Here is a 19,978-nt window from a genome sequence, read left to right as displayed (position 1 = left end):
TTGTTAAAAACCTGAAAGTTGCTTAAAACGGCTAAAAAGTACCTTAAATTGGATTTTGATGATTTTTTTACCTAACAGAAAAATGAAATTTATGAAAGTAGCTTAGAGTTGTTCTTTTGATGTTATTTTGTTGAGATTTACAGCGGTTTTTTTTATGTAAGAGTGGAATTCTTATTATGACAATTACTGGTTTTTCAATTCCCTTTTGATGGAGGTTATGATTTTGTCTGTTTCTTTAATAAGCATTTCCATTTGTAGTATAGCATCTTTGTTGATCCAAAGATGTGCTGCAGCATTGTTGATATATTCGTCCTTTTTGTCTCTTAAGTGCTCAGCTAATGCTTTATTGGACTGTTGTCCAAACAAATAGTTTGAAACAGGCTCAAACCGCATAATACTGTTTTGGTATGTAAATGGAGCATCCAGAGGCAAAGCCCAATCAGTTCCAATTCTAATGCGCTCTTTTACTTGTTTGTGTAAAGCATAATGTTTTACCAATTGATCGCGCAGTACCGAATTTTGTATGTCCTTTAAGTTTCCTGTGCTTGATAGGTCATCGAATGTTGATGTAGATGACGTGAAGATTGGGTAAATGCTTCCGTAGCCAAAATAGTCATTTGCAGCCAGTACCAATAACGAATCTGAGCTGTTCTCGTTATTGAGTGCTTTTGATAAGGATTCAACGGTTTCTATACCTTTTTCTAAGTCTATGACGCTATTTTTAAAGGTCTCTAGGTCTTCCTTGTTTTCTGATAATAGCCTATTGAGATAGAGTTTTTCTTGATTTCTAGATTTTCGGTTTTCATTCCAGTTATTAATCTGTAGAGCAATCAAAATACCAATAACTACAAGGATGATTTCACCAATAGCATATATTATGTACTTGCTGAATTTATTTTCGGAAAGTAAACTTTGACGGATTTTTCTAAAGAATTTAATCATTGCTTGATAAATAATCATTAATCGATTTTTTCAATTTATCATTCTCTTTACTTGCAGTAATACCCCAATTTCTTAGAGCATATAATTTTATCCCTGACTCGAACAAAAGTTGTTGCATTTGTTCATTTCTAATTTCTAAAAAAAATCGGTAACGGTCTATTAAATGTAGTTGGTTTATCTCTAAATCTTCTAGTTGATTACCATAGATAAGAAGTTGCTTCTCACCCAAAAATGGACGTACTTTATTTTCTATGATAGTGTTGTTATTATTCATAACAAATTCAGCTAAGTTTATGGCATTATAATATTCTTGTATTTGTTTACTCAGGTCTTGATTCATAACTTCTTTAGAAAGATTTGGATTGTTTTCTTTGGTTATTAGTTTATCATGAAACGTTCTTCGCAACAAATCCAAATCACCAACTTGCGAACTATCTTTTAAATTCTTTGTATAATCAAAAACCGATTGGTGTACTTCCATAATCTTATCTCTTAAATCCATTACATTTACTATGGTTAACGAATCTTGAGCAATGTCTTCTAAAACATGTGTTAGCAATTCACGTTCATGGTTTTTTAATTTTTTCCTCTCATTCCAATTATTAATTTGTAAGGCAATTAAAATCCCAATCACTACTAAAACTATTTCTCCAATAGCATAAATCAGGTATTTATTTAATTTGTTTTCAACCAGTAGTTTCTGTCTAATTTTTCTTAAGAACTGTATCATTCTGAAAATGTTTTTTTAAAATAGCTTTTGTGATTTCTAAAATGTTTTTGTGATTACGTAGGTTTTGAGAGTACATTAGCCATTTGGCTGTAAAGACTTCATTAAAGGCAACAATAAAGTTCTTATCGTCTCTATGCTCTCTTAAATAATCACCCAAAGGACCATCTCCAACAATAATTATTTTCCCTTTTACAGGGTAATTAGCTTGGAAAGTTTGACTTTGCTTTAAATATATTTCCCAGTGATCATTAAAACTGTTTACTGATTTTTGTTGTTGAATATTTAAGTTTGATAAATCTTTAACAAGATCATCACTCAGTATTCCTAACTCTCCTGATTGTACCATTGAATTGTATGTGATATTATTAAAACCAGAAAATCCAACTCTAACACTACCAGCAAATTCAGTGTTTACTATTTTATCTAAAGTATCTATTGAGGCATTAGATTGCGATAATCTATCATGATAGTTTTTTAAAGTGGCAATCTCTTTTTCTTTAATTAAAATTCCTTCTTCTAATGAAACAACATCTGCTCTTAAATCACTTTCAATTTGAGATAATTTCAGGGTTCTTATTTTATTGATTTTATTATTTTCATTCCAATTGTTAATTTGTAATGCAATCAAAATACCAATAACCACAAGAAGAATTTCACCAATAGCATAAACTAAGTATTTTGAAACTCGGTTTTGTGCAAGTAAGTTTTGACGAATTTTTCTAAAGAATTTAATCATAGCCTTCTTCTTTTAATAGTTGTAACAATTTTTTTGTTTCTCTATGGATATGAGAATATCTGCTAGACGTATTTCTATGAGCTATAAAAACATTATTATAGGCAGCATAAACATTTTTATTATTGTAAATATCGTCAAGACTCACTGGAAAGGGTACTTTTTTAAAATTTTCGGGTACAAAGGGTAAGTAATTTTCTCTATTTTTTCTCATATTACTTAAATAGACCTTTTAATTTTCAGTATCATAAGTCAAATACAAACTATGGATATCAAACTCGTTATTTATTGTATGTATAGCTGTTCTGTAATACGTTTCTTCATAGCGTGTAATGTCTCTTAGTAACGCATCTACTGTTTCATTGTATTTTATGATAGCAGTTTTAAGTTTTTCTGATTTAATGAGTTCAATATTTCCAGAATTGATTAAAGATTTAGCTGTTCCTAATATTGGATTATATTTTAAGTTCTGAAGTACTTCACCAAAATTATAAAGTAAAGAATCTTGTAAAGGTTTGTCCTGCCAATACGAATGAATTACATTTTGAGCTGCTAGAGCGCGTTTTAGAAAAAATGCCCTTATTTCATCTAAATCACTATTGGTTTGGTTAAGATCTTCTTTTAACTGTTTAATGAAAACGGCCTCTTGTAAATTGTCTTTTCTGTTTTCATTCCAATTGTTAATTTGTAGGGCGATTAAAATACCAATAACCACAAGTATTATTTCACCAAATGCATACAATAGGTATTTAGAAACTCGGTTCTGTTCCACTAATTTTTGACGAATTTTTCTAAAGAATTTAATCATCGTTGAGTTCAGAGGCTATTAGTGACAGTGTTTTTTCAATTCTCATTCTGAGTGTTAACGATTGGGCATTTATTATTTTATTGTACAGAATACAAGTACTTGCTGCACCTTGTATTTCAATGGCACCCTCTAAAAGTGCTTTTTGCAAATCGGTTTCAGAAGGTTTTATATGGTAGGTTAGAGGTATTGTTTTATCAAATGCATGGTCTGGTGTGTAACCATTAGTTAATAGATAGGATGCTGTATTACGAGCAAAATCTTTTTTTATAAAAACAGGTATAACCACATCTCTTCGAAGCTCTTGCCAACTGCGTTCTAATTCCTGAACTTGATAGGCATCTGATGACCAATTAGATAACAGCATTTTAAGACTGTCATTTTTAATTATTCGAAGTTTTCCGGATACAGCAAGGTCATTTTCTATAGGATCGAAGGTTGGTTCTTGTGTAAGTCTAAATAAGTAATATAACAAACTGTCTTTTACATACTTTTCTGGATTATCTATATAATTTAAAAGGCCCTCACTGGCTAGGGTCATTTTATTTCGCATGTATATTTTTTCGTCTAGCTGATTTAAGTTTTTTTTAAATTCATTCTCGAGTTGACGCAATATTTTTTGTTCTTCAGCGATTTCCTTTCGTTGTTCATTCCAATTGTTGATCTGCAATGCAATCAAAATCCCAATGACCACTAAAACAATTTCACCTATGGCGTACTTGAAATACTTGCCCATTTTGTTTTCGCTCATAAGGTTGTAGCGTATTTTTCTGAAAAACTTAATCATGTTCTAACTCGTGCTTTATTAAATCAATGATTTCAACAATGCGTTTTCTCAAAATATGAGATTGCACATTGGTCCAGTAGTTCACAGCATAACAGCGCGTGAGATGGTCTTCAAAATCGGGGTTTTTTAACAGAGCCACATAATCTGCTTCGAAATTGGAATTACCGATATTGTTGCTGGTTTCATTTGCGATGGTGTTTTCCCTATCCATAGTGTAGTTACCCAGAATATTAAGCTTATAAGCCTGGTTTCTAATGGTTCTTAATTGGTAGTTTTGAATTAAAAACGGTGCGTATATATCGTTTCGATAATCACGCCAAATAATTTCATCTTCAATGACATCATTAATATCCGATGTCCAACGTGTAACGGCTTGTTTCAAGTCATTACTGGATATTAGTTTTAACTCACCGGAGCTGGCTAAATCCACAACTATGGGATCAAAGGTGGCATAGGGCATGGTTTTACCAATATGAATGTCTAAACTGTCTTTGGTGGCGTGTAACGGGTTGTCTATATAATTGAATAGCTGTTTGACAGAATTGATAAAATCTTCACGCATGGATATTTTTTGATCCAATTGCTCGAGATTACTATTGAAATCGGATAATAGTTGTTCCAATAAAATAGACTCTTGCATGCGTTCTTTTCGACCCTCATTCCAATTATTGATCTGGAGTGCAATCAAAATACCAATGACTACCAAAATGATTTCGCCAGTTGCATATCTAAAGTATTTTCTGGTCTTACCTTCATTAAGAAGAGTTTTTCGGATGTTTCTGAAGAACTTTATCATTAGGTTTTGATTAGTTTTTTAAGCTTGAATTCAATAAGGCAACAACTTCTTGATTTCGTTTTTGGGTATTCTTAATTAATTCATTTTGAACATTAATAATCATTTTAATACCAAAAAGATCGGACATCAGTTTATTGTCCGTTGCAATATCCAAATCGCTCAATGGAGGCATATTGGAAGAAAAACCCATCCAATTTTGCACAAATTCTTTGGTAAAAAACTTAGGATAATGCTCATCTACAACTCTTCTATTTATAACTGATATACGATTCTGGATTCCGTCTAAATAAGGATAGTTATAATACTCCGACAATGCTTCCCGAAGCTCACCATTACCAATGAGGCCTATACTTTCTGCAGACAACATATTATTGAACGCAATGCTTACAGGATTAAAGACTTCATAATAGGTAAAATCATTAGCATTTTTATTTAAAATATGAAAGCGCTCTTGATTTGTAAGTGTGTCTACAAAAATCTGCAACATCTCTTCAACGATTCTTGACTTATTCTCATTAAAGTCTAATACCACTTGTAGTTTCAGTGAATCTTGCTGAAGATTATTTCGGATTTCGAGTAAATATGACTGTTCCTTATTTCGTACCTGTCTATCTATATTCCAATTATTGACCTGTAATGCAATCAAAATGCCAATCACCACGAGGATAATTTCTCCTATAGCATATTTAAGATACTTGCCCGTTTTACCTTCTGCTAAAAGGTTTTTTCGAATTTTTCTAAAGAATTTAATCATCAGCTTACAGCAATTGTAAGCAGGTAATTATAAAGTAGAGATGGTTGGTTATGCTTATGTGTTTATAAATGTAATAAATTGTTACAAAATACAGCACAAAAAAAGCCAGCTTAAAAACTGGCTTTCAATTATTTAAATTTTAGTTGCTTTTTTAGTATGCGTCATCATGTACCTTGGCAACTGCTCTACCACTTGGATCGTTCATGTTTTTAAATGCTTCGTCCCATTCCAACGCTATTTTTGTACTACAAGCTACACTTGGCTCTTGCGGCACACTTAATGCAGCTGCATCACTTGGAAAATGTCCTTCAAAAATAGTTCTGTAATAATACTCTTCCTTGTTTTGCGGAGTTTGTATCGAGAAACGGAAATGGGCATTAGCCATTTGTTCGTCTGTTACTTCTTCGTTAACCAAAGCTTTTAAAGTATCTATCCAGCTATACCCTACTCCATCACTAAACTGTTCTTTTTGTCTCCAAGCTACACTCTCTGGCAACATATCTTCAAATGCTTTACGAACCACCCATTTTTCTATTCTACCATCTTTTATCATTTTATCTTCTGGGTTAATTCGCATGGCGACATCCATAAATTCCTTGTCTAAAAATGGTACACGACCTTCAATTCCCCAAGCGGCTAAACTTTTGTTGGCTCTTAAGCAATCATACATATGCAACTTGCTTAACTTACGTACTGTTTCTTCATGAAATTCTTTAGCATTTGGTGCTTTATGGAAATACAAATAACCACCAAATAATTCATCTGCACCTTCTCCCGAAAGTACCATTTTTATGCCCATCGATTTTATAACACGCGCCATTAAGTACATAGGTGTGCTTGCTCTAATGGTTGTAATATCATAAGTTTCTAATTGGTAAATCACATCTTTAATAGCATCTAATCCTTCTTGGATGGTAAATTTAATTTCGTGATGTACCGTACCAATATGGTCAGCTACTTTTCTTGCAGCAGCCAAATCTGGTGAACCTTCTAAACCTACAGAAAAACTATGTAATTGTGGCCACCACGCTTGTTCTTTATCATCTGACTCTATACGACGTTGTGAATATTTTTTAGCAATAGCAGAGGTTACTGAAGAATCCAACCCGCCAGACAATAATACCCCATAAGGCACATCACTCATTAGTTGTCTGTGCACAGCATCTTCAAGTGCTTGTCTAATTTCCGCAATACTAGTTTCATTATCCTTTACAGCATCAAAATCTTCCCAATCACGCTTGTACCATTGTACCAATTCTCCATCTCTACTGCTCATATAATGACCTGGTGGAAACAACTCAATTTTGGTACAAACACCTTCCAAAGCTTTTAATTCTGAAGCCACATAGAATGTTCCGTGTTTGTCCCAACCCATATATAATGGAATAATACCCATATGGTCCCTAGCAATGAAATATTCATCCTTTTCAGCATCATAAATTGCAAAACCGAAAATACCGTTCATTTGGTCTACAAAATCGTGGCTCTTTTCCTTATATAAAGCTAAAATGACTTCGCAATCACTTTCAGTTTGAAACTTATACTCAGGAAATTGGGCTTTTAAGGCTTTGTGGTTGTAGATTTCACCATTCGCTGCCAAAATCAGCTTTTTATCATCACTAAACAAAGGTTGCTTGCCTGACGCAGGATCAACGATTGCTAAGCGCTCATGAGCCATAATCACTTTCTCATCACTATATATACCACTCCAATCTGGTCCACGATGACGAATGGTCTTTGCCATTTCTAAAACCTGTGGTCTTAAGTCTTCCGATTTCTGCTTTATATCAAATGCACATACTATCCCGCACATATTTTTTTATTTTATTATTAATTATGAGGCAAATATGAAATTAAACTTTCATTTTTTAAATATAAAATACAATAATAGTTTCAATATAAAACTTTAAAATTTGAATTAATTTAATTATGAAACTTAAATTATATCAATTCTTCTATTTAACTTTTAATCTGTAAACTTTAAGATTTCTTTTCGACCATTTGATGTATCAAAACTTAATTTTATTAAAACTAAAAACCAAAAACATGAAAACAACACGACTAATTACTACCATTGCTTTTGTATTTATGATGCTTTTATCTTTTAATGCTGAAGCTCAAAAATTTTCTGGACTAGACAAAAGTCCTATGGATGCTGCATCTTTTCCTAGCAATTACAAGGAATCCAATAAACTTATCAAGATTGTATACAGTAGACCACAATTAAAGGATAGAAAAGTTTACGATTTAGCTGAGCCAGGTAAAGTATGGAGATTAGGAGCAAATGAAGCAGCTGAACTTCACGTTTATACCGATATGGAATTAAACGGTACTGAAATCAAAGAAGGGACATATACAGTTTATGCTATTCCTGGTGAGAAAGAATGGACTATCATTGTAAGTACAGATCTTAATGTTTGGGGAAGCTATTTTTATGATGAAAAGAATGATGTAGTGCGAATGACTGTACCAACCAGTGAAAGCGATGAATCTTTAGAAGCTTTTTCTATTGCTTTTGAAGCGTCTGATGACGGTGTACACATGCATTTAGGTTGGGGAACCGTCAGAGTTGCTGTTCCTTTTTCTAAATCTTAGATTTGTTGAAATCAAATAAAAAAGTACCTTGATTATCAAGGTGCTTTTTTATTTGGTGCAGGGTTTACAATATGAAAAGATTAATTATAAAAAACATATTCATAACTTTACATAAACTAATAATGTTCATACATGCGGTTACAACAGCTATTTGTTTTTCTAATAACAATAACTTTAGGTGCACAACCAACTTGGCAACCTGTGCCTAATATTTTTTCAAATCCCAATGGACAACGCTTTGATGATGTCTTTTTCCTGAATGAAAATCTTGGGTGGGCAGCAAATGGCTTTTATGCTAGAGTTTATAAAACCACTAATGGAGGCTTAAATTGGACAGAACAACTCAATGAAAACAACATTCCAGGAAATTATTACTTCAGAAATATTGAATTTTTAAATGAGGATATTGGTTTTCTTGGCACATTAAATGGAACATTTTTTAAAACTAACGATGGAGGTGACAATTGGGCCGAAGTAACTAATTTTCCAACGAATCCTAACGCCATTTGTGGTATTGAAACTGTTGGTTCTTCAACGGTATATGGTTGTGGCGCATATTTCGGTCCCGCTCATATTATTAAATCGATAGATAGTGGTGAGACTTGGACCTATACAGATATGTCTAGTTATGCTAATGCTTTGGTAGAAGTTTTATTTTTAGATGAAGACACTGGTTTTGCTGCTGGCAGAAATGATAATGGAGGTTGTGTCCTAAAGACGATAGATGGTGGCGCTACATGGACTGAAATTTACAATTCGAACATCGTGGGTGAGTATGTATGGAAATTACAGGTTTTAGATTATAATAGTAATTTGATGTTTGGCGCAGTGAGTTCCGTTTCACCCAATATTGGTAAACTAATTAAATCTACTGATGGTGGAACCAATTGGACAACCTTAGATTCAGTCGAAACAAATATACAAGCCGTGGGATTTATAAACGAGAACCAGGGTTGGATGGGTGGCCACACAACAGGATTTTATGAAACGCTTGATGGTGGACAAACGTGGAATAACTTAAATATTGGTAATAATTTAAATCGAATTTTTATTATCAATTCTACTACTGCTTTTGCTTCAGGGACTACTGTATATAAATTTACTGATACAACTTTAAGTACTCAAGAAGAACCGTTTATTAAAGACGAGCTAGCAGTAAAAATTCTTAAAAATCCTGTTGAAGACTATCTTGAGTTTACAATTGATTTTCCAGCGGACGATAATTTACTAATTGAGCTTTATGATATTAATGGTAAGTTTATAAAGCAACTTTCCAGAGAAATAATTCTACAACAAACCTTAAACAATTACCGTTTCGATCTTTCTGAATTAACATCAGGAACATACATTATAGATTTTCACAATAACTCTGGTAGAACCTCTTTAAAGTTTACTAAAAAGTAATTACGTTTGCTTTATAAAAATTAGTAAGGCTAAGGAATATTTAAATATTTGTGGGTCTGTAATGAGACTTTCCATTTAGGATTAGCCATGACATAATCGACAATTTGAGGCATCATTTTTTCTCTATTGCTCCACTCAGGCTGCAAGTACAAAATGCAATTCTTGTTAACCTTTGCAGCTTGCTCTTCTGCAAACCTAAAGTCGTCTTTATTATAGATAATACATTTTAATTCGTGTGCCTTATCATAAATTTCTTCGGTTGGTAATTTTACTTTTTTTGGTGATAGACAGATCCAATCCCAAATTCCTGTTAATTTATAAGCACCAGAAGTTTCAATATGGGTTTGCACTCCTTTTGCTTTTAACTGTTCTGTTAATGGTCCCATATCCCAAGTTAACGGTTCTCCACCTGTAACCACAATAGTATTACTATACTTCACAGCATTGGCAACAATCTTTTCTGTTTCTGTAGGTGGGTGTAGTTCTGCCAACCAGCTTTCCTTTACGTCACACCAATGACAACCCACATCGCAACCACCAATCCTTACAAAATAAGCTGCAGTACCTTTATGATATCCCTCACCTTGAATAGTGTAAAACTCTTCCATTAAAGGCAATAAATGGCCTTTATCTATTAATTCTTGTCGTTCTCTTCTTGTCATGGTTGGCAAAGATAAGTGATAAAGTTAGAAGTACAAGATAACTGATTTTACTTGGCTGCAATAACATCTATCTCAATATTGGCACCACCAGCTAAGCCTGATGCCGCATAAGTAGTTCGTGCTGGTTTTTTTGTAAAATAGGTTGTGTAAACTGAATTGAAAGCTGTAAAATCCTCTATATCCTTGAGTATTACTGTACACTTTACCACATTATCAAGGGAGAGACCATGATGTCTTAAAACACCCTCTATATTCTCAATGACTTGTTTGGTTTCGGCTTCGATTCCACCAGTAACTAGCTCTCCCTTTCTATGATCTTTTCCTATCTGACCCGTTAAAAACAAAAAGTCTTCAGTTTCTACAGCATCACTAAAAGGTGCATTTGCTCTATTGGGCTCGTGGGATTTGTGAAATATAATTTCTGAATTTGAATTATTGCAGCCTTGAATACAAGTAATTACAGCCAAACAAAAAATTAAAAATGGTATCTTCTTCATACGCAACAGTTTTAAACTTGATTAAAATTACACTATTTTTATGCAAATTTTTTTTATCGATGAGCAATTCTGAGAAATTCATAAACGATATCAATACTGGCAATACTTTTAAAGGTGATTATATCACCTTAGGCGCTGCCATGTTGGATGGTGAGACCAAAACAAATGCCTTTGTCAATGTACCTTTAAAAACTATGAACCGTCATGGACTTATTGCTGGCGCAACTGGTACAGGAAAAACAAAAACACTTCAGGTGTTGGCCGAAAATCTCTCTGAAAAGGGTGTGCCTGTTTTATTAATGGACATTAAAGGTGATTTAAGCGGATTGGCAAAGCCAAGTCCTGGACATCCTAAAATTAATGAACGTCATGAAAAAATAGGGTTGCCTTTTGAACCAAAATCATTTCCTGTTGAAATTCTAACATTATCTGAACAAAATGGGGTCAGGCTGCGTGCTACAATTAGCGAATTTGGGCCTGTTCTTATTTCTAGAATTCTAGATGTTACAGAGACACAAGCTGGCATCATATCAGTAATTTTTAAATATTGTGATGACCACAAATTGCCACTTTTAGACTTAAAGGATTTCAAGAAAATTTTACAATATGCCACAAATGAGGGCAAACAAGAGTTTGAAGACGCTTATGGTCGTATTTCAACGGCTTCAACTGGTGCAATTCTGAGAAAAATAATAGAGATTGAACAACAAGGAGGCGATTTATTCTTTGGGGAGACCTCTTTTGACACGCAAGACTTATTAAGAATAGACGAAAATGGTCGTGGTTATATTAACATCATTCGGCTTACTGACATTCAGGATAGACCTAAATTGTTTTCAACCTTTATGTTGAGTTTATTAGCTGAAATTTATTCAACATTCCCAGAACAAGGTGATAGTGGCAGACCAGAACTCATCTTGTTTATTGATGAAGCTCATTTAATTTTTAATGAGGCTTCTGATGCTTTGTTAAATCAGATTGAGAGTATTGTAAAGCTTATACGAAGTAAAGGAGTTGGCTTGTATTTTGTAACCCAAAACCCAACGGATGTTCCAGAGGCTGTACTTAGCCAACTAGGCTTAAAAGTTCAACATGCTTTAAGAGCTTTTACAGCGAATGATCGAAAAGCTATAAAATTAACCGCACAAAACTACCCAGACACAGAATATTACGATACCGCTGAAGTTTTAACCTCATTAGGAATTGGTGAAGCTTTAGTATCTGCTTTAGATGAAAAAGGCAAGCCTACACCACTTGCTGCTACTATGATGCGAGCTCCTATGAGTCGTATGGATATATTAACAGAGGGGGAACTTAGCAGTTTATTGGCGCAATCTCAATTAGCAAGAAAATACAATAAAGAGGTTGATAGAGAAAGTGCCTATGAAATGCTGAATGAAAAAATAAAACAAGCTGAAGCCGAGGAAGCCAAACGAAAAGCTGAAGAAGAGAAAGCAGCTTTGAAAAAAGCAGAAAGCAATAGAAAGACAACTTCTAGCGGAAGCCGTAGTAACAGACAAAATCCAATAGTTAAAGTACTCTCCAGCCCAACAGTAATAAGAAGTGTTTTGGGAATATTAACCAAAATGCTAAAATAACACCCCTAAATCTAAAACATGAAAAACACATTTTTTACAATTTTAATTGTAACTGTATTAATAACAAGTTGTTCAAACGAGAAACCTATAGACCCTTTTTTAGTTAAAAAACACAATATCGGATTATTAACAGATTCAACTACTGTAAAAGAATTAGATGCGGTTTTTAGCAATGATTCTATTGTAAGATATGTTTCTGGAGATGAATTTGCGGGCTCAGTAAATATCATTGAAATTTTTGACAAGAGTGGCAAAAAACTTCTGGATTTGTCACCAAGAGAAGCTCTAGATTCTACTTCTGTAATTTCTAGTGTACGTATTAACGATGAACGTTATAGAACTGAGAAAAACATCTCATTACTAAGTACGTTTAAAGACATTAAGGATAATTATAAAATTTCAAAAATTGATAATCTTATCAATTCCGTTGTAGTTTCGGTTAATGAAATAAATGCATCTTTTACCATTGACAAAAAGGAGCTACCAAGTGGTTTATTGTTTGACATGGACGCAACTATAGATCCTATTCAAATACCAGAAAAGGCAAAGATTAAGTATTTTATGATTCATTGGTAGAATGAGAAAAGCTGAAAAGATACTTGGTGGATTAATTATCGTACTTATGATAAGTCGTTTAATTTTCACCTACCCTTTCTCTTCCATTTTAATCTCATTATCATGCATTTTATTGTCTCTTCTCTATTTATTCTTTGGTTTTGCAGTTTTAAACAACATTAGATTTAGGGATATATTAAAAAAAGAAAGTTACAAGGGAATTAGCGCCTTACGAATTCTACTAACCTTTTTTACAGGATTGATTTTATCAATGCTGATTATCTATATGCTATTCAAATTTCAAAGATGGCCTTATGGGCAGTATGGATTAATGATTAGTTTAATTTTACTAGCTTTTATTGGCTTAATTGTTTTAGTAAAATATTTCATTTCGAAAAATAAGTTTTACTCAAATTATCTAATTAGATTATTAACTTTTGGCATTTATGGATTGCTGCTGTTTTTTATATCCAGCGAAAATCTTTTAGAATTGAAGTACAAAAATTTTCCTGATTACATTGAAGCTGAAAAAAAGTTAATGAAAGACCCTCAAAATCGACAATTACAAATACGAGCAAATAAGGAGCGTCAAAAAATGGATTTATCAAAAGATTAAAAAATTGAAAAAGAAATATAAAGTTCAAAAATCCCCATTTCTTGTACCAACTTATGATGGAAAAATCATAAAAGAACATTTTGGACAAGCCTCTGATGGCAATTCTGAAATTAGTATTGCTCACATGGTTGCACCTCCTGGATGGAGTGAACCCTTTCAAACACCGGAATTTGATGAATACACTTTTATTATTAAAGGTAAAAAACAGTTCATTATACAGAATGAAACCATAATTCTTGAAGCAGGACAATCTATTAAAGTGGAAAAAAACACAAGACTGCAATACTCTAATCCGTTTGACGAGCCTTGTGAATATATAGCCATTTGTCTACCAGCATTTTCAATAGAATCTGTAAACAGAGAAAGCGAATAGCATGAGCAGTTTTGTTATAAAATCTATAGGCAGTGCTTTAAACGCAACCAGTTTAATCTCTTCAAAATATGCTTCAAAAAAAGCATTGCATCTGTTTGCCTCTCCTCGCAAGGGTCGTTACACTGAAAAACAAAGAATAATAGTTGATTCTGCGTTCTTTGAAGAATTGTCTTATAAAGGCCAATATATTGCTACTTATCGCTGGAAAGGTAATGGAAAGACCATTTTGTTGGCTCATGGTTGGGAAAGTAATGCATCACGTTGGAGCTATATCCTCAATAAATTGAAATCTCAAGGTTATAATATTATTGCTTTAGACGCACCAGCACATGGACGCTCTGGCGGAAAGCAATTCAATGCGCTTTTATATTCCGAATATATTAATGTAGTTTCTGAAAAACACCAACCAGAAGTGATTATTGGTCACTCCGTTGGTGGTATGGCAACAGTATTTTTTATGCACAAATATCAACTACATTCGGTAAAAAAACTTGTTTTACTTGGAGCACCAGCGCATTTTACAGGTGTATTCTCAAGATACAAATCCATGATGGGTTATAATAAACGTGTTTCAAATGGTCTGGACGCAATAGTTTTTGAACGCTTTGGCAAGCCGGTAGATTACTTTTCAGCAGCAAACTTTACAAAGGCAATTGAAGCTGAAGGGCTAATAATTCACGATAAAAAGGATAAAATTATTCCTTTTGAAGATGCATTATTATTTGCTAACCGTTATCAGAATTCTAAACTCATAGAAACTGAAGGTTTTGGCCATGGTTTAAAAGATAAGTCTTTAACACCAAAGATTATTGAGTTTATAAATGGTTAATCTTTGTTGTATTTTTGCAATATGTCCGATAACTATACAAGACTAAACAAGTACCTCAGCGAAGCTGGTTATTGTTCGCGTCGCGAAGCCGATCGTTTAATCGATGCTGGTAGAGTAACTATTAATGATACCGTGCCTGAAATGGGAACAAAAGTTGCACCTGATGATGTTGTAAAAGTTGATGGCGAAATTGTTGGTGAACGAAAAAAAGAGTTTGTTTATTTAGCTTTTAATAAACCTATTGGTATTGTTTGTACTACAGATACTCGAGTTGAAAAAGATAATATTATTGACTTTATCAATTATCCAAAACGTATTTTTCCTATAGGTAGATTAGATAAACCAAGTGAAGGCTTAATTCTACTAACGGATGACGGTGATATCGTGAATAAAATTCTACGCGCCAGCAACAATCACGAAAAAGAATATATCGTAACGGTAGATAAGCCTATTTCGCAGACCTTTATTCAACATATGTCTGGTGGTATTTATCTTGAAGAATTAAAACAACGCACAAAAAATTGTGTCGTCAAAAAAATAGATAAATTCACATTCAGCATCATATTAACGCAAGGCTTAAACCGTCAAATACGTCGAATGTGCGAGTATTTAAACTACGACGTAAAAACATTGAAGCGTGTTCGAATAATGAATATTAAACTCGATATACCCATAGGTACCTATCGAGAACTTAGAAAAGAAGAATTTAAAACGCTGAGCGAATTAATCAGCGATTCCAAAAAAACATATCAACCAAATCAACGTCTAACTCGAAAAAAATAATCTAGACCATGGCACTATCTCCTTTTCACTTAGCAATTCCGGTTCATAATCTTTCAGAATGTAGAGATTTTTATACTAATATTTTAAATTTTGAAGAAGGTAGAAGTAGTAATCATTGGGTAGATTATAACTTTTTCGGACATCAGTTGGTAATACACTACAAACCCCAAATTGAAGGGGACTTACACACCAACTTAGTTGACGGAAAGGATGTACCTGTACCGCATTTTGGTGTCGTTTTAGCTTGGAAGGACTTTCATGATTTTGCTGAGTTGCTCAAAAGCAAAAACATAAAATTCATTATAGAACCCTACATTCGTTTTGAGGGTCAAGTTGGTGAACAGGCTACCATGTTTTTTAAAGATCCTTCGGGTAATGCTCTAGAGTTTAAAGCTTTTAAGGATATAAGTCAGTTATTTGCCAAATAGGATTAACTTCAATTAACCTCTAAGTTTTCTATGCTGTTCTCTAGCTAAAAGTGTGTTTTTTAATAGCATTGCAATGGTCATAGGCCCTACACCTCCAGGTACTGGAGTAATATAACTTGCCTTTTTACTCACATTTTCAAAATCTACATCACCAGTAATGTGATAGCCTTTCTCAGAATCGTCAGGCACACGCGTAATACCTACGTCAATTATGACTACATCATCTTTAACCATTTCGGCCTTTAAGAAATTAGGAATACCTAAGGCCGAAATAATAATATCAGCTTGTGATGTGATTTGGGTAATATTTTTAGTATGACTATGCGTTAAGGTTACGGTTGAATTTCCAGGAAAACCTTTACGTCCCATTAATATGCTCATCGGGCGACCAACAATATGCGAACGACCGATAATAACCGTATGTTTTCCATCTGTCTCTACATTATAGCGCTCCAACAATTCCAAAATACCAAATGGTGTTGCAGGAATAAAGGTAGACATATCTAGAGCCATTTTTCCAAAGTTAGTTGGATGAAAGCCATCTACATCTTTATTTGGGTCTACAGCCATTAATACCTTTTGCGTATTTATTTGACGAGGCAAAGGCAGTTGAATTATAAAACCATCGATATCATCATTTTTATTGAGCTCTTCAATTTTGTCCAACAATTCTATTTCACTTGTCGTATTAGATAAGCGTACCATTGTAGATTGAAAACCAACACGTTCACAAGCTCTTACTTTACTACCCACGTATGTTAAACTCGCACCATCATTACCAACAATCACTGCGGCAAGGTGAGGCACCTTTTCGCCGTTAGCCTTCATTTTATCAACTTCGGCTTTAATTTCATTTTTAATATCGTTGCTGGTTTTTCTTCCGTCTAGAATTGTCATGTTGTTGGTATTAAAATTAAATTATCGTGGCATATTTTTCATCATCTGCATCATACGCTTTCCGCCGCCACCTTGCATCATCTTCATCATTTTACTCATTTGAGTGAATTGTTTTAGCAACTGATTAACTTCTTGAACAGAGGTGCCGGAACCTTTAGCTATTCGTTTTTTACGACTAGCATCCATAACAGAAGGGTTGCTACGTTCATCTGGTGTCATAGAATGTATAATGGCTTCAATACCTTTAAAGGCATCATCATCAATATCTATACCTTTCATCATCTTTCCTGCTCCAGGAATCATCCCAATCAAATCCTTCATATTACCCATCTTTTTGATTTGCTGAATCTGTTTTAAGAAATCATCAAATCCAAACTGATTTTTGGCAATTTTCTTTTGAAGTTTTCTAGCTTCCTCTTCATCAAATTGTTCTTGTGCACGCTCTACAAGAGATACAACGTCACCCATTCCAAGAATACGGTCTGCCATACGTGAAGGATAGAAAACATCAATAGCTTCCATCTTTTCACCTGTACCAATAAACTTGATTGGTTTGTTTACAACTGACTTAATCGAGATTGCGGCACCACCACGCGTATCACCATCTAGTTTTGTAAGAATAACACCGTCAAAATTTAAAATATCATTGAAAGCTTTTGCGGTATTCACAGCATCCTGACCGGTCATTGAATCTACCACAAATAAGGTTTCTTGTGGCTGAATAGCTTTGTGGATGTTAGAAATTTCGGTCATCATAGCTTCATCAACAGCCAAACGCCCTGCGGTATCTATAATCACAACGTTATGACCATTAGCTTTTGCATGAGCAATACCAGCTTGTGCAATTGAAACTGGGTCATTGTTTCCTTTATCGCTATAAACCTCAACGTTTATTTGATCTCCAACAACATGAAGCTGGTCTATCGCTGCTGGTCGGTACACATCACAGGCAACTAATAAAGGTTTTTTAGTTTTTTTATTTTTTAAGTAGTTCGCTAGTTTACCTGAGAAGGTAGTTTTACCAGAACCCTGTAACCCAGACATTAAAATTACACTTGGGTTACCTGAAAGATTAATACCTTCTGCATCTCCACCCATAAGTTCGGTTAACTCGTCCTTAACGATTTTAACCATTAACTGACCAGGTTGAAGCGTTGTCAATACATTTTGACCTAGTGATTTCTCCTTTACTTTATTGGTAAATTCCTTGGCTATTTTAAAGTTAACATCGGCATCTAAAAGCGCACGTCTTACTTCTTTTAAAGTCTCTGCTACATTGACTTCGGTAATACTACCATGACCTTTTAATACGTGTAGCGCTTTATCTAACTTATCACTTAAATTATTGAACATAATCTTTTTCTCTTTTTGAAGTTGCAAATTTAAGAATTTACAAGAGATAAACGAATGGCATATCTATAATTCTACACTTCTATCTTTAATAATATTACAAAAGAAAAGAGCTGCCCTAGCGGTTGGCAACTCTCTTCATCAACTTAAACTTACTAAAATTACTAACTAAGCGGTTCGTTTATATGTTATTCACAAGTTCTTTCTAAAACTAAGATATCATCACCTCTATGTAACTGCAATCTATCTTCTTCACATTCTACCACCAGCCACTCACCTGTGATTGCCTGAATATTTGGCCCAGCTATGTTAGAAAAGGTAACTATTACTCCATCTTCTGATTGCGAGGTTATCCATGTGGCATCAATCGTAGATTCATTATTGTAAATAACTACTATTTGACTGTTTGGTTCAAAATCGAAGTTCCAATTCAATAAATTATCACTACCGTTATAATTAACGGCATTCCAAATACAGCTTGCTAAAAAGCCATCGACATCTTCTTCTGAACAACCAGACTGGCTACAGTCCTCAAGGAAAAGTCCAATTTCTAAAATCTCAAATACTGCTGGATTTGAAAGTAACTCAACTCTAACGTAAATGGTCTGAGGGTTTGATATGTTAGTATATGCCGTTACCTCTGGCAAAGGATTGGTATTATTTTGTGCATCTACTAAAGTTTCATGATAAGTTACGTTTACTGTATCATTGACCTCACAGTTTTCTAACTCATTTAGACCCTCATAAAGGTTAAAAGTTTCAAAACCGTCATTATTCTCATCGCATTTAACAATTTCTAACCCTTCAAGACAACCTAAATTTTCAGAGCAATCTTCTGTATTAAGGTAAATAGTAAACACTTCGAAATTTCCATTTTCTGCTTCAATTCTAAGATACACTTCTCCACCTGCAGACCAATACGATTCTGTTTCTACGATGGCATTAAGACCTGCTTCAGCATCAGCTACAGTCTCATGGAAGGATGGTACAAATGCGTATTGACAATCTATTAAACCAATAGTATCTGCACTAAGGTTAAATTCTGCTTCATTATTTGAACCTAAACATTCTAACAACTCAAAATCGCCAAAACAATCAAATACTTCATCATAATAATCACAATCCGCCTCTGCTGATGCAATAGCATCTGACAATTCCTGGTTAGAGTTTACTTCTATCGTATTACCATTAGCGTAAACAAGTGTTACGGGATAATTAAGACTTACAATCAGAGCATTGTTATCATCTTCCAACTCTTCGAGAAAATTATATAGTGCTTCATCATTGGCTATAGTAATCGTATCCACAATATTGAAATTAGCATTGAACACTGAGAACGAAATCGGATAAACAAAATCCACACATTCAATAACTTCGTCATCTTCAATTTCGCAGTCTTCAATAAAATCTTGTAGTTGCTCTTCGCTTTCAATAACTACCTCTGTGTAATCATTAAAAATAATGGTAAACGGAAACACAAAATCGAAGAAATCGTCTTCGTTTTCATACTGTGCAAATAAATCTTCCAGAGTTTCTAAATCATTTAAAGTCTCAATAATAATGGTAACATCACCAACTATAATAGTTACTGGTAATTCTATAGAAAAACAACTAGATTCATCTAAAATATTATCATACTCACCATAATTAGCCGTTACATTGCTCATGAAACTTGCCAATGGTGTGTTTGGTTGAATCATTTCCTGCTCTTCAGAATTATTGATATCTATTGCTTCATCTTGACAAGCAGTAAATATCAAAAGGGCAAAAAAGGCGTAAATAAATAAAAGGTTGATTTTAATTTTCATAACATTCGGAGCTTTATGTTTTATTATGTAACAACT

Annotated in this window: 23 protein-coding genes; 9 read left to right on the top strand and 14 right to left on the bottom strand. The window is 33.8% G+C overall.

What is annotated here, in order from left to right:
* Positions 1–183 precede the first annotated feature (183 nt).
* From ACPX19_RS08535 to asnB, 9 genes are all read right to left on the bottom strand, one after another.
* Positions 184–960: a DUF6090 family protein gene (locus ACPX19_RS08535; protein WP_426429582.1), complete on the bottom strand. Its 777-nt coding sequence runs from the start codon at positions 958–960 to the stop codon at positions 184–186.
* Positions 935–1,672 carry a DUF6090 family protein gene (locus ACPX19_RS08530; protein ID WP_426429581.1) on the bottom strand — a complete coding sequence of 246 codons (738 nt, stop codon included), beginning with the start codon at positions 1,670–1,672 and terminating at the stop codon, positions 935–937. Before ACPX19_RS08530 ends, ACPX19_RS08535 begins: the two co-directional genes overlap by 26 nt.
* The gene (locus ACPX19_RS08525) at positions 1,647–2,408 is read right to left on the bottom strand and encodes a DUF6090 family protein (protein ID WP_426429580.1); all 762 of its coding nucleotides are present in this window, start codon (positions 2,406–2,408) and stop codon (positions 1,647–1,649) included. Before ACPX19_RS08525 ends, ACPX19_RS08530 begins: the two co-directional genes overlap by 26 nt.
* Positions 2,401–2,619: a hypothetical protein gene (locus ACPX19_RS08520; RefSeq protein WP_426429579.1), complete on the bottom strand. Its 219-nt coding sequence runs from the start codon at positions 2,617–2,619 to the stop codon at positions 2,401–2,403. Before ACPX19_RS08520 ends, ACPX19_RS08525 begins: the two co-directional genes overlap by 8 nt.
* Before the next feature lie 18 nt (positions 2,620–2,637).
* The gene (locus ACPX19_RS08515) at positions 2,638–3,213 is read right to left on the bottom strand and encodes a DUF6090 family protein (RefSeq protein ID WP_426429578.1); all 576 of its coding nucleotides are present in this window, start codon (positions 3,211–3,213) and stop codon (positions 2,638–2,640) included.
* Positions 3,206–3,961 (bottom strand): DUF6090 family protein, encoded by a 756-nt coding sequence (locus ACPX19_RS08510; RefSeq protein ID WP_426429577.1) that lies wholly within the window; start codon positions 3,959–3,961, stop codon positions 3,206–3,208. The genes ACPX19_RS08515 and ACPX19_RS08510 overlap by 8 nt, the downstream gene beginning before the upstream one ends.
* A 28-nt stretch (positions 3,962–3,989) precedes the next feature.
* Positions 3,990–4,793, bottom strand: a complete 804-nt coding sequence (locus ACPX19_RS08505; protein WP_426429576.1) for a DUF6090 family protein — start codon at positions 4,791–4,793, stop codon at positions 3,990–3,992.
* A gap of 10 nt (positions 4,794–4,803) precedes the next feature.
* Complete coding sequence (locus ACPX19_RS08500) at positions 4,804–5,547, bottom strand: DUF6090 family protein (RefSeq protein WP_426429575.1); 744 nt, start codon at positions 5,545–5,547, stop codon at positions 4,804–4,806.
* 151 nt (positions 5,548–5,698) lie between these two features.
* Positions 5,699–7,360, bottom strand: coding sequence for an asparagine synthase B (gene asnB, locus ACPX19_RS08495; protein ID WP_426429574.1), 1,662 nt, complete (start codon positions 7,358–7,360; stop codon positions 5,699–5,701).
* Positions 7,361–7,593: 233 nt separating this feature from the next.
* Here asnB and ACPX19_RS08490 point away from each other — a divergent pair, with 233 nt between their 5' ends.
* The gene (locus tag ACPX19_RS08490; protein ID WP_426429573.1) at positions 7,594–8,142 is read left to right on the top strand and encodes a DUF2911 domain-containing protein; all 549 of its coding nucleotides are present in this window, start codon (positions 7,594–7,596) and stop codon (positions 8,140–8,142) included.
* Positions 8,143–8,274: 132 nt separating this feature from the next.
* Entirely contained in the window at positions 8,275–9,546 is a 1,272-nt protein-coding gene (locus ACPX19_RS08485; RefSeq protein ID WP_426429571.1) for a YCF48-related protein, read from the top strand.
* 29 nt (positions 9,547–9,575) lie between these two features.
* Here the strand turns inward: ACPX19_RS08485 and ACPX19_RS08480 are convergent, their stop codons facing one another.
* Positions 9,576–10,208 (bottom strand): 7-carboxy-7-deazaguanine synthase QueE, encoded by a 633-nt coding sequence (locus tag ACPX19_RS08480; protein WP_426429570.1) that lies wholly within the window; start codon positions 10,206–10,208, stop codon positions 9,576–9,578.
* A gap of 47 nt (positions 10,209–10,255) precedes the next feature.
* Positions 10,256–10,705 carry a RidA family protein gene (locus ACPX19_RS08475; protein WP_426429569.1) on the bottom strand — a complete coding sequence of 150 codons (450 nt, stop codon included), beginning with the start codon at positions 10,703–10,705 and terminating at the stop codon, positions 10,256–10,258.
* A gap of 59 nt (positions 10,706–10,764) precedes the next feature.
* On the opposite strand from ACPX19_RS08475, the gene ACPX19_RS08470 reads away from it, so the two are divergent.
* Genes ACPX19_RS08470 through ACPX19_RS08440 form a run of 7 tightly spaced genes read left to right on the top strand, consistent with a single transcriptional unit; the run spans position 10,765 to position 15,887 of the window.
* Positions 10,765–12,303 carry a helicase HerA-like domain-containing protein gene (locus tag ACPX19_RS08470; protein WP_426429568.1) on the top strand — a complete coding sequence of 513 codons (1,539 nt, stop codon included), beginning with the start codon at positions 10,765–10,767 and terminating at the stop codon, positions 12,301–12,303.
* Between the two features lie 18 nt (positions 12,304–12,321).
* Positions 12,322–12,879: a hypothetical protein gene (locus ACPX19_RS08465; protein ID WP_426429567.1), complete on the top strand. Its 558-nt coding sequence runs from the start codon at positions 12,322–12,324 to the stop codon at positions 12,877–12,879.
* Between the two features lies 1 nt (position 12,880).
* A complete protein-coding gene (locus ACPX19_RS08460) occupies positions 12,881–13,474 on the top strand; it encodes a hypothetical protein (protein ID WP_426429566.1) in 594 nt (197 codons plus the stop codon).
* Positions 13,475–13,478: 4 nt separating this feature from the next.
* Entirely contained in the window at positions 13,479–13,847 is a 369-nt protein-coding gene (locus ACPX19_RS08455; protein ID WP_426429565.1) for a cupin domain-containing protein, read from the top strand.
* Position 13,848: 1 nt separating this feature from the next.
* A complete protein-coding gene (locus ACPX19_RS08450) occupies positions 13,849–14,676 on the top strand; it encodes an alpha/beta hydrolase (RefSeq protein ID WP_426429564.1) in 828 nt (275 codons plus the stop codon).
* A 21-nt stretch (positions 14,677–14,697) separates the two neighbouring features.
* Complete coding sequence (gene rluF, locus ACPX19_RS08445) at positions 14,698–15,459, top strand: 23S rRNA pseudouridine(2604) synthase RluF (RefSeq protein WP_426429563.1); 762 nt, start codon at positions 14,698–14,700, stop codon at positions 15,457–15,459.
* An 8-nt stretch (positions 15,460–15,467) separates the two neighbouring features.
* Positions 15,468–15,887 carry a VOC family protein gene (locus ACPX19_RS08440; RefSeq protein ID WP_426429562.1) on the top strand — a complete coding sequence of 140 codons (420 nt, stop codon included), beginning with the start codon at positions 15,468–15,470 and terminating at the stop codon, positions 15,885–15,887.
* A gap of 12 nt (positions 15,888–15,899) precedes the next feature.
* On the opposite strand, the gene ACPX19_RS08435 is transcribed toward ACPX19_RS08440, so the two are convergent.
* The 3 genes from ACPX19_RS08435 to ACPX19_RS08425 form a co-directional block, all read right to left on the bottom strand.
* A complete protein-coding gene (locus tag ACPX19_RS08435; protein WP_426429561.1) occupies positions 15,900–16,784 on the bottom strand; it encodes a bifunctional 5,10-methylenetetrahydrofolate dehydrogenase/5,10-methenyltetrahydrofolate cyclohydrolase in 885 nt (294 codons plus the stop codon).
* A 21-nt stretch (positions 16,785–16,805) separates the two neighbouring features.
* Positions 16,806–18,137: a signal recognition particle protein gene (gene ffh / locus ACPX19_RS08430; protein ID WP_426432445.1), complete on the bottom strand. Its 1,332-nt coding sequence runs from the start codon at positions 18,135–18,137 to the stop codon at positions 16,806–16,808.
* Between the two features lie 185 nt (positions 18,138–18,322).
* Entirely contained in the window at positions 18,323–19,942 is a 1,620-nt protein-coding gene (locus ACPX19_RS08425) for a hypothetical protein (protein ID WP_426429560.1), read from the bottom strand.
* Positions 19,943–19,978 lie beyond the last annotated feature (36 nt).

Origin of the sequence: Winogradskyella sp. HB-48, assembly GCF_049942685.1 — a bacterium.
Lineage (GTDB): Bacteria > Bacteroidota > Bacteroidia > Flavobacteriales > Flavobacteriaceae > Winogradskyella.
The sequence above is the reverse complement of the archived record's forward strand: the minus strand, read 5'-3'. Positions and strand labels throughout refer to the sequence as shown.